The organism is Rhodococcus sp. RCBS9, from assembly GCF_029457415.1.
GTDB lineage: Bacteria > Actinomycetota > Actinomycetes > Mycobacteriales > Mycobacteriaceae > Rhodococcus_F > Rhodococcus_F qingshengii.
Genome location: NZ_CP120422.1, coordinates 2,306,533 through 2,320,913, shown reverse-complemented (window position 1 = coordinate 2,320,913; position 14,381 = coordinate 2,306,533). Strand labels below are relative to the sequence as shown.

The window sequence follows — 14,381 nt, the reverse complement described above, 5'->3', positions numbered from 1 at the left end:
CCTTGCGCTCTGGGTATTCGCGTCGGCCGGGCGTCCACCGAGAACGATGATTTTGTCCACAGACACAACACTTCTGGGATAGTCCGTTTCCTGAAACAAAGCCGACGGGTTGCCTTCCCGTGAATATGTAATACACGTCACTCCGGATCAACTTCGAAAGGTTGACTTTCATGCGAAAGTCTGTGAAACATTTCGTGAATGCTGCAGCGGCGGTTGCGTTGTGCGCGACGCTAGGACTCACGGGCGCAACCGGAACAGCGGCTGCCGATGCGCCCGGCATCCCGAGCGTCGGGCACGATTGGGCGAGTGCAGGGCCGTACACCCCGAACGTCTCGATCGGGCTGGTGCACACTCTGTACTACCCGCGCCAGCTCGGCGCGCGCGGCGAGAAGCACCCTGTTGTGATCTGGGGGAACGGGACCGGTGTGCTCCCCGGTGCGTACACCTCCTTGTTGCGCCACTACGCCAGCCACGGATTCATCGTGGTCGCCGCCAATACCCCGGCAAGCAATTTCGCCATCACCATGCGGTCGGGAATCGACCTCATCGCGGACAAAGCGGCCAGCCCGTCGAGCGTCTTCTTCGGCAAAGTCGACCTGGAACACATTGGTGCGGTGGGGCACTCGCAGGGCGGGTCTGCGGCGATCAACGCGGCGATCGACGACCGCGTCGACACCGCCGTCGCGATCCAGCCAGGCCCGCTCAATGATGTCGATCTCATCGACGAGCCCGTTCTCTATCTGGCCGGCCAGGCCGACGCAATCGTTTGGCCGGCGATCGTGCGGGCGATGTACGAGGACGCAGACCACGTGCCTGCCGAGTATCTGGAACTGCGCGGCGCCACGCACTTCGGTACGGCGATCAACGGCGGCGATATGCGCGGGCCGAGCACGGCGTGGCTGCGGTACTGGCTACTCGACGATCCGAACGCTCGCACCGAGTTCTTCGGAGCGAGCTGTGGATATTGCACTGACACCCAGCAGTTCTCCGACTTCGACCGCAACGATCTGGCCCGGCAGATCCCGGGCTGACGGTAAGTCGGGAGTCGAAGACGAACGACCTGTCTGTTCAGATCGGCGGAGTTGCGAAGCTCAAATGACGACGTAGCCGTACATTCGTTCGCCCTGAGCCACAGCTCTGGTCGCTAGTTCGACGAAGGCGGTCAGGAACGGCACTGAGTCCTCCGACGGTTCACTGGTCTCGTCGATCGCCCAGGCGGCCGCAGCGGCCGCGACGCCTTCTGCGTTCAATTCCGCTAGTGCATCACGCAATTCGTCGGTAACCGTGAGCACGAGGGTGTCGCCGTCGTCGCTCATCGCGACGAGTTTCCCGCAGCGTGGACCTTTTGCAACTTCGTCGTAGGGGCGAGCGGTGAGGGCTGCTTCCAGTCGGCCGAGCGCGACAACTGGATCGACGCCTTTCGCCTGCAGAACTGGAGTCCCACTCGCAGCCAACTGGATCCGCGGGCGAGAAGCTGCGTTCGCCTCCATCACCTCTGGGTCCAAGTCGACGAGTCCCTCGAGGGCAGAGGTGGCATGCTCATCCGTGCGCGCGGTGAAGTAGTCGGTGATCGCAGACATGGCGCGATCATCTCACACACGATGCATCTCAATGCCCCGGACTCCTTCCGCGACTTACTGATCGACGTCAGGAGGGACAGGTGTGTGCTTCCTCGATCGCTTTCGCGAAAGCGCGAAGTCGTGGGCTTTCGAGATCGGTACGCCACACGAGACCCAAAGCAGATTCGGGTAATCCGTTGATCGGTACGAATGTGATGTCCGAGCGCTGGCTGTATGCAGCGGTTGCAGCGCAGAGGATGAGGCCGACCTGACTGAATGCGACCTGCGACAGGCCTTCCTGAACGGTGCTCGCCCCACCCTGCGTGGGAATCGTGGCTCCGCCCGGCGTCGTGCTCGGGGAATTCACACGCTGCCAATAGTCGGGGGCGGGGCCGGTGATGGGTACGAGACAGATCTGCGCCAACTGCTCGGCGTCGATCACGCCCAGTTCGCTGAACGGGTGATGGACTGAGATGGCGAGGGTCTGGGGCTGTCGAGAAAAGACGAGCCCGGTTGTCAGTTCCGGCTCATCTACGGGGAGAAGGGCCACTGCCGCATCGATTCGCCCGGCGAGTACATCACTGAACGGATCACCCAGGGGTAATTCTTTGATGGTCACGCATGTTTGCGGATGTTGTATCTCGAAACGAGAGACAGCAGCCGCGATCGAATCGTAAATTGCTCCTTGGAAACCCACCCGAAACGGCGTCGGCGTGTTGCGTGCTCTCGATTGAGCGTCCTCGATTACTCCGACAAGCGCACGATGCGCGGGAGCCAACGACGCAAGAAAATCGGCACCGAATTCAGTCAGGTGCACGCGGCGACTGGTCCGCGCCACCAGGCTTGTGCCGATACGACGCTCCAATGCGCTGATCAGCTGACTCACTCGGCTCTGGGAGATGAACAGCCGCTCGCCGGTGCGACCGAAGTGCAGTTCTTCAGCGAGAACGAGGAAACACTCGATCTCACGCATCGGAGGCTCCGACATTTTCACTCCGACCTTCGACTCATTCGACCACTCCATCATGGCTCATCGATGAATTGAGCTAATGGTTGGATGAGCGATTCGCCGTTGATCCTTCGGCGTGCAGGAGCTTCTCTGGTTACATGCCCCACTCCGCATCTGCACAGAACAGCCCTGCGTCCACGTCCTCAACCCACGCACACACCATTGAGAACCACTGGGCTGCGGTCGCGCTGATCGCAGCGTCCACCTTCATCGTTGTCGCGGCAGAGATGATGCCGGTCGGGCTACTCACCCCGATCGGTGCTGCTCTGGTGGAAAGTGAAGGGACCATCGGGCTCTCACTGGCCATTACCGGATTGGTGGCAGCGGCCACTGCCCCGTTTGTGCCCATCGTGACCCGGCGCTTCGATCGTCGGTCGACGCTTATCGTTCTGATGCTTGTAGTCGCCGCGGCGAACGCCCTCACGGCCCTTGCTCCGAGCTTCGTTGTCCTCGCTGTGGCTCGCGTCCTTCTAGGCGTGAGCATGGGTGGAGTCTGGGCGCTCGCCGCAAGCCTGGCTCCCAGGTTGGTGGAGACCAGATCCGTCGGGTTGGCGACCACGATCATCTTCAGCGGAATCGCGGTCGCCTCAGTTCTCGGTGTCCCCGCGGGGACGTATATCGGAGCAGCGGCCGGGTGGAGCGTGGCATTCTGGACTCTCAGCTGCGCCGCGACGCTGATCGCGATCGCCATGATCGCTGTCCTACCCACGATGCCAGCTGATCGGGCCTTGTCGCTCGGGAGTCTCGTGGCGGCCTTTCGGAACCCAGGAGTCCGGGTCGGATTCGCGATTACCGCGCTCATCGTCACCGCTCATTTCGCGGCGTACACCTATGTGCGTCCGGGGCTGGAGTTCTTCGCGGGGTTGAACGCTTCGCAGGTCGGCACAATGCTCCTGATCTACGGTGCATTCGGTGTCGTCGGCAACTTCATTGCCGGGCCGTCCGCTGCAAAGTCCCCGAAGGCGGTGGTCGTCAGCCTCAGCGTGGGAATAGCGGTCACACTCGCCCTGTTTCCGATCTCGGCTACCACCTTGATCACAGCTGCTCTGCTCATGGCGGCTTGGGGCCTCTTCTACGGTGGTGTATCGGTGAGTACTCAAACATGGATCGCACAAGCCGCTCCCGTTCACCGAGAGGCCGCTGCGGCTCTGTGGGTTGCAGTCTTCAATGCAAGCATCGCCCTCGGCGCGTTCGCGGGTGGACGCATTCATGACCACTCCGGTTCCGAAACGGTCTTCTGGACAGCCGCGGGAATCGCCACTCTCGCAATGCTGCTCGCCACATTCCGCAATCCCGTCGTGGCAAAGCATGAACTGACAACCTAGCCGCCTACACAAAACCTTCATAGAGGCAGGACAACAGATATGCGCCAGACACCCGTTTCAACCTTCATGGATGTGACCGAGATGATCGAACGCTACCGGGATAAATCGCTGTCTCCGGTGGAGGTACTCGAGTCCACCATCGAACGTATCGAGGCGCTCAACCCGACCTTGAATGCAGTGGGACACACTTTCTTCGATGCGGCACGGGCGCAAGCGAAGTCAGCGGAACGCCACTACGCCCGCGGCTCGGATGTCAGCCTTCCGCTCGCCGGTGTTCCCGTTGTGGTGAAAGAGGATGAACCGGTGCAAGGACAACCTTGGACTCAAGGGTCCAAGGTCTATGAGGATGTGATCGCCACTCACACTTCGACTTTCGTGCAGAGAATCATCGACGCCGGTGCCATCGTCCACGCGCGATCGACGGCGCCCGAATTCTCCTCGGCCGCGTTCACACAGTCCGAGTTGTGGGGCGTCACTCGCAATCCGTGGAACACGAAATACTCCTCCGGCGGGTCTTCCGGTGGATCGGCAGTCGCACTTGCCGCCGGTATGACGCACTTGGCTACCGGTTCCGATGTTGCAGGTTCGATCCGAACTCCGTCGTCTCTCAACGGAATTGTCGGGTTCAAGCCACCGCACGGCCGTGTCCCCGTCGATCCGCCATTCAATCTCGATCGCTACTGCCACTGCGGTCCGATGGCTCGCACCGTAAGTGATTGCCTCACAATGCAGTCGGTCATCGCGGGACCGACCTCCACTGACATTGCCTCGCATGTACCGGCATCGCCGCTGTCCGGCCTCGCAACGCATTCGTTGACAGGAATGCGTATCGCCGTGATCCCCGCGTTGGGTGACTGGCCGGTTGATCCGGACGTTGCCGCCAACACCGCCAAGTTGGTGGACACCCTCACTGCGCTGGGCGCACGCGCGGAGATCATCGAAGTCGACTTGTCACGCGCTGCAATCATGCGTGCGGCCGCCATTCACTACGATCACGTGTTCGGTGCATCGATCTCCGCCGAAGCGTCCGCGCACCCCGACAAAGTCACGGAGTACGCGAAGGAATTCGCGCAATGGGCACGCCGCACCCGTGGTGACGCGACTTTCCTCGACGGACTCGCGATCGAAGCCGAACTGTATTCGTCGATCGGATCCCTGTTCGACACCTATGACGCGTTGATCACTCCGGCAGTGGCGACGGAGGGCTTTCTTGCCGGCGACGACTACGTGGGGCACGGAATCAATGTGGCTGGAACAGAATTGGAGTTCTACCTCGAGGCTGTACCGGCCATCACCTTCAACATCCTGAGTAGCTGCCCGGTGCTGACAATCCCCACAGGTTTCGCTCGGAACGGAATCCCCACGGGCACACAGATAGTTACGCGACCGTACGACGACCAGACGGCCTTTGCGATTGGGCTCGCCCTCGAGAAGGTCCTGCCGTATCCCGGCAATCACCCGGACTGCCATGCGGCCCCGCAGGTATTGTTCGGCGTTTGAAGCTAGCTCTGGTGGAGAGTTGACCAGAATGTAGTTAGGTGCCATATTAGTTGCATGGCAGTGGACGGAACCGATCACGACTCACCCACGTTGGATCAGGCGCGGCGGCAGTTGGAGCACTACGGCCTCGGGTCCGATCCGCAGGCTGTGCTGGTTGCGGTGCGGCTGATCTCGGCGGGCGCGCGGCTCGGTCGAGCAACCGAGGTTCACTTCGCGAGGTATGGACTGTCGACCGGCCGTTACCGACTGCTTGCGGATCTGGAAGACCACGACGGGGAGAAATCTCCCTCGCGACTGGCCGCTGATCTCGGCGTCTCGCGAGCCACGGTCACCGGCTTGGTCGATGGGCTCGAGCAGGAGGGTTTGGTCGCTCGACGTCCGTCCGCGGAGGACGGGCGTGGTGCGGTGGTCGTCCTGACTGCTCGCGGCGCTCAGCGTTTACGTGACATGGCGCCCGAACACTTTGCTCGTCTCGAGGAAATGGTCGACGAGCTCACTGTCGACGAGCGTGCGGTTTTTCTGGATCTGCTCTCGCGGGTCGTTCGCGGTATCGGTGCGCTGACTGCGGAGTAGTCGGCTGGGATTCCAAGTATTCGCGTAGCGATTCGAATCGTCGTCAATTCTCGACAGAGACTTCTCTTTTCATGCCCAAATAGTTAGTCACCTAATTATAATCGGAAAGTTGGTCTCCTTCATGTCCGGACTCACCCCACCGATCCGTCGCGAAAACGAAAGGGAGATAACCGATTCCAATCGACGCGTCCCGGTTGCCGATCGTCGCGGCGCACGACCTTTCACCCTGTGGAGGGAGGTGCTGGTCGCCTACCTTGCCCCTGCGCTGATGGCGGGTGCGGGCGGAGTCGCATCCGGCCAATCGGGCCTCACGATGGCGGCATTTACGTCCATCGCGGGCACGTCGGCAGTGGTGGCGTTGCTGATCGGCTCCTGGCTGCAGCGTCGCGGGAGGTCACGGCCGTGGACCACGACACTGCCTCGCGTCATGGTGGCGGCAATTCTTGCCGTCGCAGCCGCTGTGATTGCAGGCCTCGTCGGGTGGTTCGCCTCCCGTTGGCTACCAGCTCACACGAGCGTGGTCGACACTGCTTGGCTTGCTCGCCTGCAACTCGATCTACCGATATCTGCCGCGGTCGCTGCCGTCATCGTGAGCTGGCGATGGCGCCGTCAGAATCCCTGACCGACAACACATGTCAAAGATCCCCGGCTTCCCGGGGAAGACCGAAAGGAACACGATGATCGTCATCATGGGAGCGTCCGGAACCACAGGCGGCGCGTTGCTACACAGTCTCGCATCCTCGGGTGTGCCGAGCCGAGCGCTGTCCCGCGACCCGGACAGGCTGCGCGCCCACCTCGGCGACTTGGCCGACGGTTTGGTCGAAGTAGTGCCGGCCGATGCCTCAGACCCAACTTCGCTACGGACGGCTTTCGAAGGGGCCGAACAACTTTTCCTCGCCATGGCCAACGGCCTCGAACAGGTCGAGCTCGAGACGCGTGTGATCGACATCGCCGCCGAGAGCGGCGTCGAACACATCGTCAAGATCTCCGACCCCGCCGCCGCGGCCGACTCCCCCATCGCTCTCTCCCGCGGCCACCATGCCGTCGGCGAACACCTGCGTGCATCCGGGATCCGCCACACTCTGCTCCGCCCTTATGCGTTCATGCAGAATCTGTTGCTCCTGGCTCCGGCGGTGGCTGCGCAAGGGGTGATTCTGGGCGCGATGCGGGACGCGCCGTGCAACTGGATCGACTGCCGAGATATCGGTGACGTCGCCGCGGCCGTGCTCACACGCGCCGACCTCGCCGGCGGTACCTACGTCCTGACGGGTAGCGAGGCAGTCGGCTACGGCGGCATCGCCGATTCTCTGACCCGCATGCTCGATCGCCCCGTCCAATATATCGACCTGCCACCGCACGAACTGCGGCAAAACCTCGTCGATCATGCCCACATGCCTCCGTGGCTGGCCGAGCACATTCTGGAGATCCAGCAACTTGCCGTCTCGCGCCCGGAGTCACCCACCGACACGGTGGCACGTGTCCTGGGGCGTGAGCCACGAACCCTGGATGCGTTCCTGCGTGAGCATCTGGACCGTTTCCGCTGATTCACGCTGCGAGAGCAGTGCCGCCAGAAGTCACGCGGTTGATCAACGAGCCCACCGAATCCTGATCGGACCTCGTACGGATTCCGGGTCGACGACTTCGCCGCCTTGGGTGATCTGCACTTCGCCGTGGGCCACCATGTGGCGGGCAGCCTCTCGGACGGGTTCCATCAGCGGACGCCAATTGTCGGGTGCTGCTGCGCGGGCCACATCGGAGGGGCAGATGCTCGACTCGGCCGATCGGGCATTGAGTAGTTCGCGGATCTTCGCCGCCAGTTCTTTCTCTTCCACCGTATGACCTCAGTTTCCGGTCGTGACCGTAGGCCTTTAACAGAGTATGAACCTTCGGTTCGGCGAGTTGCGGCGAAGGAATGGTGCACATCGATAATTATTGACGGCGTGGAGAATTCGAGTGCAACGCGCCGCGACGTAGTCCGAAAGTCGTATTCGGCCAGATCCCAGGAGTACACGGACCTCTTCGGCTCGATGGATTCGACGCACGTATCTGATCGGGACCTGGTGACCAGCTGGGCCGCCACTTTGACCGGCCCCGTACTCGACGCCGGGTGCGGGCCGGGGCAGTGGACAGACTTCCTGGCCCAGAGCGGGCTGGCTGTGAGCGGGATCGATCTAGTGCCCGAGTTCGTCGAACGAGCCCGCACCCGATACCCCGATCTCTCGTTCGAGGTCGGGGGCTTCGAGGCATTGGACGCGAAAACGAATTCACTGGGCGGCGTGCTGTCCTGGTACTCGCTCATTCACCATCACCCGCAAGATATCGAGGCACCGCTCGCTGAATTCGCGCGCGTGATCCGCCCAGGTGGTGGGTTGCTGGTGGGCTTCTTCGAAGGCACAACGGTAGAGCCTTTTGATCATGCCGCGACGACTGGTTATCGATGGCCGGTGACCGAACTTGCCGAGGTGCTGGTCACAGCGGGTTTCGACGTGATCGAGACCCATACCCGGACGGGGAGCGGCTACAGGCCGCACGGCGCAATCACTGCCAGCCGGCGCGGCGTCGAATAGCGGATCGAGACAGGGCGAGCAATTCTCTTTCATTCATTTCGTGTGAGTGGTGTGCTGGATGAGTCACTTCCCGGCTTTTTCAGCACCGGATCATCCACAGTTGAAAGAAGGCGCCATGACCACGATCCATCTTCACAAGACGACCACTGCGACGCCCGAACAGGTCCTTGCCGGCCTGACCGACTTCGGTCCGGGCCGTGAGGAAATCTTCGGCCGCAGTGCGGACAGCTACCTGAAAGTGCACAAACAAGGACCCCACGATGCTGATGTCACCGAGGGCTCCAGTGGTATCTGGGAGCGTCTGCATTACGACTGGACCGACCCGCACCGCGTCGTGATGACAACCACCGACTCCAACCTGTGGGGCGGGGCGTCGAGCCATACCTACACGCTGACCCGGCAGCCGACGGGCCTGACCGATGTCGACGCCGTCGTGGTCCGGGACGGCAAGAACCTCAAGGGAAAGCTCCTGGCGTCGGTACTCGGACTCGTCGGCACCCAAGTGCTGGGAAAGTCGTTCACGAAGTCCATCGATGCCATCGAAGCTCGCAACGGTGGCGCGAGCGGCGGCAACACACAGTGACAAGAACCTGACGGACTTGTCAGAGCGCTTCGAGGGCTTCCGTCATCTTCTTCACCGTCTCTGGTGCCACTTTGGCTTCGAATCCCGCCTTCAGGAGAGGCGACGCAATCTTGGCGGCACCGTTGAACTCGACGTTCGCGTGATACTCGATCTCGGTCGAGTTCGGACCCACCGAAGTCAAGGTGATGTCGTCGGTACTGGTGGCAGTCTTGTTCTTTCCTTCGAGAACAACGTGATTCAGCTCGTCGGTCACCAGCGTGTACGTCAGTTCCGTGGTGACGCCGAACAGCTTCGACACGTTGTGCCACTGGGTTCCGACGCCGACAGGACCGTCGGAGATCTGCGTGCAACTCTCGGTGCCCGGATCCCACGTCGGCGCATTGGCGAAGTCGCGGAGAAACGCCGCAGCCTTCTCGATCGGTACCTCGGCGGTGAAATTGCGGGTGACGTCAACCATGCGGTGGGCCTTTCGGTTCATTTTTCGGCGGTAGTGCCGCGGTGAGAGTTCGTTCCGACGCCCGGGCTACCCAAACTCGACAAACGGTAACCGTCTTCAGAGGACTGCGCGGTCCAGTGGACGCGGAAGCGGATCGAGTGCGCCGGTCTCGCGCAGGCGCTCGTACGCCCGAACGACCCCATCGACGGCCCCGATCTGTAGCAACACGCCGCCCGGTAACGCGGCAACGCCTACGGCCAGGTCATCCGGGATCGCGTCAGCGCGAGCGGAAGAGAGGTAGCCGACGCGGCCGATCACGGGATCTCCGACGCGATAGTCGGACTCGTCTTCGAGAGCGTCGAGGATGTTGTCGTCGGTGACGTCCCCGAAGTCCGGTTCCCACACCGCGGCGAGCATCCGAAGTAGTTCTGTCTCAGGAACTTCGGCGGCGTCCGGCGCGCTGACGGCAATAATCATCGACTGAAGGACGATTTCAGGTTCGCCGCCCGCCAACCCGGAGAGCTCGAGCCCCCATTCGGGCCCTCCACTGGATGCGAGCCTCAATCCGATTCCCAGACGATCCGACCAGTCTTCGGCGGCCTGCGCTTTCTCGAGGACCTGCGCCAACTGGTCGACGGTCACGGCAGTAGCAGGTCCAGCGGAATGGATCTGTTGCCACGACCCGCCGACCACCTCGGGCAACAGGAATTCGACTTGCTCCAACGTCCGACGCCACCGGGAGGCCACGGCCGGCACCGATTCCGGCCGTCGTCCCCAGAAAACTCGAATAGCGCGTCGTGTCATCGAGTCCTCCGGTAAGGATCGTCCATGGGTAGCCATATCCCGTCTTCGTGGATTCCGAGATCAGTGGCACCGCCGGTGAGAGCGTCGACGGCCGCGAGAACGGCAGGGCGCGTTTCGTTCTCACGACACAGGAGTGACCACGTCCAGATTGCCGCCGGGTCGATCATCGGGCGTGCCGTGAGATCGCTCGGCAGCGTGATGGTCTGCCCTTTGGGCGAGTTGACGACCGGACGGCCGACGGCACGGACGTGATCGAAGAATGCCGGACCGGTGATACCACCGTCGTTGATGCGCAGGATCTGTGCGCCGGTATCGCGAGCGAATTCTTCGGCGTAGACGTTCCACGAATACCAGGAGGTGGTGTCGTCGTCGACGAGTACGACGACGTCGCGTGCCCGCACCGGTGTGGTGTCCTCTCCGGTGGAGACGGCGTAGAGCCGATCCGCGCCGAGCAGTTTCGCGCTCAGAGCATGTTGGGCGACATCGGTTTTCCGCACCCAGGCGATCGCCAGGTCGAGGCTGCCGTCCGCCACCCGCGCGGCCTGTGCGTGCGATGGCACCACCCAGGCGTCGACGTGCAGTTGCGCGACCCCTGAAGTGCGCGCGATCAGATCCGTGGGGAGCCAATTGACGTAGCCGATCCGGACGGGCTCCGCTCCGGACAGACGCTCCGCGCGGCGTCGCAGATTCTCGGCACTCTCGAGTAGCGCACGGACATCAGGGAGCAAGGCCGCGCCGGCTGGCGTCAGAGCGACGGAACGGCGGTCGCGGACGAACAGCTTGACGCCGAGGTCGCGCTCGAGTGCCATGATCTGCTGCGACAATGACGGCCCGGCGATCAGTAGTCTTGCCGCGGCTCGGCCGAAGTGCAGTTCCTCGGCGACGACCTCGAAGTATCTCAGCTGACGCAGCTCCACGATCCTTCATGCTACGTGCGGTGGGAGGTTGCGCCTATCAGTCAGGAGCAAAGCGGTCGTGGCGGTCCGGCGCGGCCGGGGCACACGATAAGACCATGACCACAATCCACAACGGCGTCTCCTCGCGAGCGCACGCTGTCCAAGCTGCCGCTGCGCTGGCGGCGAGCATGGGAATCGGTCGATTCGTCTACACACCGATTCTGCCGTTGATGCACACGCAGGCCGGTCTGTCCGCCTCGCTCGGCGCCACCCTGGCGACGGCCAACTACCTCGGGTACCTCATCGGCGCGCTCGCGGGAATCCTCATTCCCGGCGTGGTGCGCTCGGCAGCGGTGATGCGTACGTCGTTGGTGGTCCTCATCGCGACTTTGGCGCTCATGCCCACTACCCACGACGGATCCATCTGGTTCGCCCTGCGGCTCGTCGCAGGCATTGCCAGTGCCCTCGTCTTCATGATCGCCGTCAGCGCTTTGCACGCGCACCTTCGGGGGCAGTCCCAATTCCTGGCCGGATGGGGATTCGGCGGAGTTGGGTTGGGTATCGCCCTGTCCGGGGTCCTCGTGTTGGTCGTCCGCTTCATCGGTACCTGGAGTACAGCCTGGCTGGCATCTGCGGCCCTTGCAGTGGTGTGTGCGGTCGCAGCCTGGGGATTGACGCCGGAACCGCGTCCGGCCATCACACCGGACGCGCCGGGAACTCCCAGTTCCCAACGCGGGTTCACTGCCTTGTTCATCAGTTATTTCCTGGAAGGCATCGGCTACATCATCGCGGGCACGTTCCTTGTTGCCGCAATCGATCTCGCCGCTCCAGAATGGGTCGGCAGCGGCGCTTGGATAGTGGTCGGTCTGGCCGCATTTCCCTCGTGCGCCCTGTGGGCTTGGCTCAGCCTGCGTTGGTCGAGGCCGACTCTGCTTCTCGTTGCCCTGTTGATTCAGGCGGTGGGCATAGCGCTTCCTGCTGTGATCGGAGGCGTCGGCCCCGCACTGATTTCAGCTTTCCTGTTCGGTGTCACCTTCCTCGGTATCGGGTCAATTGTGTTGGCAATCGGCGCGCACCTGCAGTTCCCACGCGCCGTGGCGTTGCTGACCGCTGGATACAGCGTCGGTCAGATTCTCGGCCCACTCGTTGTCACTCCGTTGCTGCGAGACGGGTATCGCGACGCTCTGCTGTTGGGTGCGGCCGTCGTCCTGGGCGCGGCAGTGGCCGCCGCGGTTTTGCGGTTCCGATTCCCTTCCGATCTCGATGCGGACCCTCGGACGGCCACCTCGACTGAGGAGGTAGTTTTTGATGTCAGATGACGAAACCGCCGGAGCACTACCCGACGTAGGACTGGAGATGTTCGAATGAGCGCACTCACAACCGATCTCGACCTGAAGGTCCCTGTCATCGCAGCCCCCATGGCCGGCGGCGCTTCCACACCGGCACTTGTTGCTGCTGCCTCTCGCGCAGGCGGTCTCGGCTTCCTCGCCGCCGGGTACAAGACGCCTCAGGCTCTGTCCGACCAGATCGACGCCGTGCGCGCCGAGGGAGTGTCCTTCGGTGTCAACGTCTTTGCGCCCAACCCGGTGCCTGTCGATGTCGATGCCTACCGTGCCTATGCCAGGGCGATCCAGGTCGAGGCGGATCGCTACGGCATCACACTGGCTGACGGTGAGCCGGTCGAAGACGACGACTACTTCGAGGACAAGATCGATCTGCTCCTGGCCAGCCCGGTTCCGGTGGTCAGCTTCACCTTCGGCTTTCCCGCACCCGGCGTCATCAAGGCGCTGCGCGCTGCCGGTTCACTTGTCGTCCTCACAGTGACTTCGGAGGCAGAGGCGGTCCTTGCCGTCGACGCCGGTGCCGATCTGCTTGTCGTGCAATCGTCGGCTGCCGGCGGCCACTCCGGAACGCTCACCCCCCTGCAGGTTCCGGCAGAAACACCGATCACCGAACTGATCGCACAAATCCGTCACCGCACGTCGGTTCCGCTATTGGCGGCCGGTGGACTGGCGACCTCCGCCGACGTCGCTGCTGCCTTACGTGCCCGAGCGGACGCGGCAGTGGTCGGTACTGTGCTGCTGCGCACCGAGGAGAGTGGTGCCTCGGCTCCGCACAAGGCAGCTCTGGCCGACACGTCCCGCGGGAACACGGTCGTCACAAGAGCTTTCACGGGACGTCCTGCACGGGCGCTTCGGAACGAGTTCATCGATCGCTACGACGCACAAGCGCCCATCGGGTATCCGGCCATCCATCACCTGACCAACCCGATGCGCAAAGCCGCTGTTGCGCAGGCAGATCCCGAGCGAATGCACCTGTGGGCCGGTACTGGCTATCGCCACGCGACGGAGGAACCAGCCGGGGTAGTGCTTTCGCGATTGGCTAACCTGTGACGGCGCGGACACCGAACATCACATTGCCCGAGGTAGTGACATACGACGGGTTGCCCGGGTCCGCCGGTGGTGCACACTCGCTTCGAGTCAAGCGTCCCGATGTTGCATTTCAGCGGCTGCAGACATTCCTGGAATCCTGCACCGAACCAGTGTCGTTGCCGTCGTGGACGTTCGAGATCTACCAGAGGGGGCCATCCGAGCCGACCGCGCAGTTGTCATCGTTCGCTACCGAGCTCTTCGGTGGGCCCCGCTACAAAGCGCAAACCCATACCGAATGGAACGTCCCACCTGGTTCTGTCAACGAAGCGCTCGATGCCCTCGTTGGTTCCGATGCGGTCACAACCCACGGACGTTCTTTGGCGGCACTGACCTGCAGCACGCCCGTACGCCTGATCGACCCCAACACGCGCGCGCCGTACCCTGACATCACCCCCGACGCGTTCGGCCGTTTTGCCGTGGATGGATACGGCCGGACTCTGGGTGACTCAGGCATACGCGCAACCCTTGGCAACGCGGCATCCTCACTGTCCCTGTGGCTCAACCTGCCTGCAGACGAACGGTTGTCGTCCGGTGCTCGTCACCTACAAGACCATCTCCCGTTCCGGTTGTCCGCGAAACACTGGCGTCTCTGGCGGCCGAACCGGAGCGCAGACTCTTACCGTTCCAACAAGATTCCGTCGCCGGTTCACGACCACGTTTGAATCACGCAGCAAGCATTCCGAGTTGCGCACCACCC

At 62.6% G+C, this 14,381-nt stretch carries 17 protein-coding genes; 11 read left to right on the top strand and 6 right to left on the bottom strand.

The window, feature by feature from the left end; all coding sequences use genetic code 11:
• Positions 1-170 precede the first annotated feature (170 nt).
• On the top strand, positions 171-1,031 hold the full coding sequence (locus P0M12_RS11090) for an acetylxylan esterase (protein ID WP_042922960.1): 861 nt from the start codon (positions 171-173) through the stop codon (positions 1,029-1,031).
• A 60-nt stretch (positions 1,032-1,091) separates the two neighbouring features.
• Here the strand turns inward: P0M12_RS11090 and P0M12_RS11085 are convergent, their stop codons facing one another.
• A complete protein-coding gene (locus P0M12_RS11085; RefSeq protein ID WP_042922958.1) occupies positions 1,092-1,580 on the bottom strand; it encodes a hypothetical protein in 489 nt (162 codons plus the stop codon).
• A 67-nt stretch (positions 1,581-1,647) separates the two neighbouring features.
• Positions 1,648-2,547: a LysR family transcriptional regulator gene (locus tag P0M12_RS11080; protein WP_042923001.1), complete on the bottom strand. Its 900-nt coding sequence runs from the start codon at positions 2,545-2,547 to the stop codon at positions 1,648-1,650.
• A 119-nt stretch (positions 2,548-2,666) separates the two neighbouring features.
• Between P0M12_RS11080 and P0M12_RS11075 the strand changes: the two genes are divergently transcribed.
• From P0M12_RS11075 to P0M12_RS11055, 5 genes are all read left to right on the top strand, one after another.
• Positions 2,667-3,893 carry an MFS transporter gene (locus P0M12_RS11075; RefSeq protein ID WP_215516192.1) on the top strand — a complete coding sequence of 409 codons (1,227 nt, stop codon included), beginning with the start codon at positions 2,667-2,669 and terminating at the stop codon, positions 3,891-3,893.
• 39 nt (positions 3,894-3,932) lie between these two features.
• Positions 3,933-5,393: an amidase gene (locus P0M12_RS11070; RefSeq protein WP_277377717.1), complete on the top strand. Its 1,461-nt coding sequence runs from the start codon at positions 3,933-3,935 to the stop codon at positions 5,391-5,393.
• Positions 5,394-5,447: 54 nt separating this feature from the next.
• Positions 5,448-5,966, top strand: a complete 519-nt coding sequence (locus tag P0M12_RS11065) for a MarR family transcriptional regulator (protein WP_003943230.1) — start codon at positions 5,448-5,450, stop codon at positions 5,964-5,966.
• 121 nt (positions 5,967-6,087) lie between these two features.
• The gene (locus P0M12_RS11060; RefSeq protein WP_003943090.1) at positions 6,088-6,588 is read left to right on the top strand and encodes a hypothetical protein; all 501 of its coding nucleotides are present in this window, start codon (positions 6,088-6,090) and stop codon (positions 6,586-6,588) included.
• 10 nt (positions 6,589-6,598) lie between these two features.
• Positions 6,599-7,510 carry an NmrA family NAD(P)-binding protein gene (locus P0M12_RS11055; RefSeq protein ID WP_277377715.1) on the top strand — a complete coding sequence of 304 codons (912 nt, stop codon included), beginning with the start codon at positions 6,599-6,601 and terminating at the stop codon, positions 7,508-7,510.
• 42 nt (positions 7,511-7,552) lie between these two features.
• Here the strand turns inward: P0M12_RS11055 and P0M12_RS11050 are convergent, their stop codons facing one another.
• Entirely contained in the window at positions 7,553-7,798 is a 246-nt protein-coding gene (locus P0M12_RS11050; RefSeq protein ID WP_080712776.1) for a DUF3253 domain-containing protein, read from the bottom strand.
• A 108-nt stretch (positions 7,799-7,906) separates the two neighbouring features.
• Here P0M12_RS11050 and P0M12_RS11045 point away from each other — a divergent pair, with 108 nt between their 5' ends.
• Positions 7,907-8,533 carry a class I SAM-dependent methyltransferase gene (locus P0M12_RS11045; RefSeq protein WP_021333254.1) on the top strand — a complete coding sequence of 209 codons (627 nt, stop codon included), beginning with the start codon at positions 7,907-7,909 and terminating at the stop codon, positions 8,531-8,533.
• A 115-nt stretch (positions 8,534-8,648) separates the two neighbouring features.
• Positions 8,649-9,116 carry a hypothetical protein gene (locus P0M12_RS11040; RefSeq protein ID WP_065456480.1) on the top strand — a complete coding sequence of 156 codons (468 nt, stop codon included), beginning with the start codon at positions 8,649-8,651 and terminating at the stop codon, positions 9,114-9,116.
• A 19-nt stretch (positions 9,117-9,135) separates the two neighbouring features.
• Here the strand turns inward: P0M12_RS11040 and P0M12_RS11035 are convergent, their stop codons facing one another.
• The 3 genes from P0M12_RS11035 to P0M12_RS11025 all read right to left on the bottom strand — a co-directional run bounded on the left by P0M12_RS11035 (position 9,136) and on the right by P0M12_RS11025 (position 11,273).
• Entirely contained in the window at positions 9,136-9,573 is a 438-nt protein-coding gene (locus tag P0M12_RS11035; RefSeq protein WP_215516189.1) for an SRPBCC family protein, read from the bottom strand.
• A gap of 96 nt (positions 9,574-9,669) precedes the next feature.
• Complete coding sequence (locus P0M12_RS11030) at positions 9,670-10,356, bottom strand: hypothetical protein (RefSeq protein WP_042922948.1); 687 nt, start codon at positions 10,354-10,356, stop codon at positions 9,670-9,672.
• Positions 10,353-11,273, bottom strand: a complete 921-nt coding sequence (locus P0M12_RS11025) for a LysR family transcriptional regulator (protein ID WP_277377712.1) — start codon at positions 11,271-11,273, stop codon at positions 10,353-10,355. Before P0M12_RS11025 ends, P0M12_RS11030 begins: the two co-directional genes overlap by 4 nt.
• A 95-nt stretch (positions 11,274-11,368) precedes the next feature.
• Between P0M12_RS11025 and P0M12_RS11020 the strand changes: the two genes are divergently transcribed.
• From P0M12_RS11020 to P0M12_RS11010, 3 genes are read left to right on the top strand one after another with little or no spacing between them, the layout of a single operon-like run.
• On the top strand, positions 11,369-12,571 hold the full coding sequence (locus tag P0M12_RS11020; protein ID WP_007735604.1) for a YbfB/YjiJ family MFS transporter: 1,203 nt from the start codon (positions 11,369-11,371) through the stop codon (positions 12,569-12,571).
• Positions 12,572-12,616: 45 nt separating this feature from the next.
• Positions 12,617-13,645, top strand: coding sequence for a nitronate monooxygenase (locus P0M12_RS11015; RefSeq protein WP_007735606.1), 1,029 nt, complete (start codon positions 12,617-12,619; stop codon positions 13,643-13,645).
• Positions 13,642-14,346 carry a hypothetical protein gene (locus tag P0M12_RS11010; protein WP_065456484.1) on the top strand — a complete coding sequence of 235 codons (705 nt, stop codon included), beginning with the start codon at positions 13,642-13,644 and terminating at the stop codon, positions 14,344-14,346. The genes P0M12_RS11015 and P0M12_RS11010 overlap by 4 nt, the downstream gene beginning before the upstream one ends.
• The last annotated feature ends 35 nt before the right edge of the window (positions 14,347-14,381 follow it).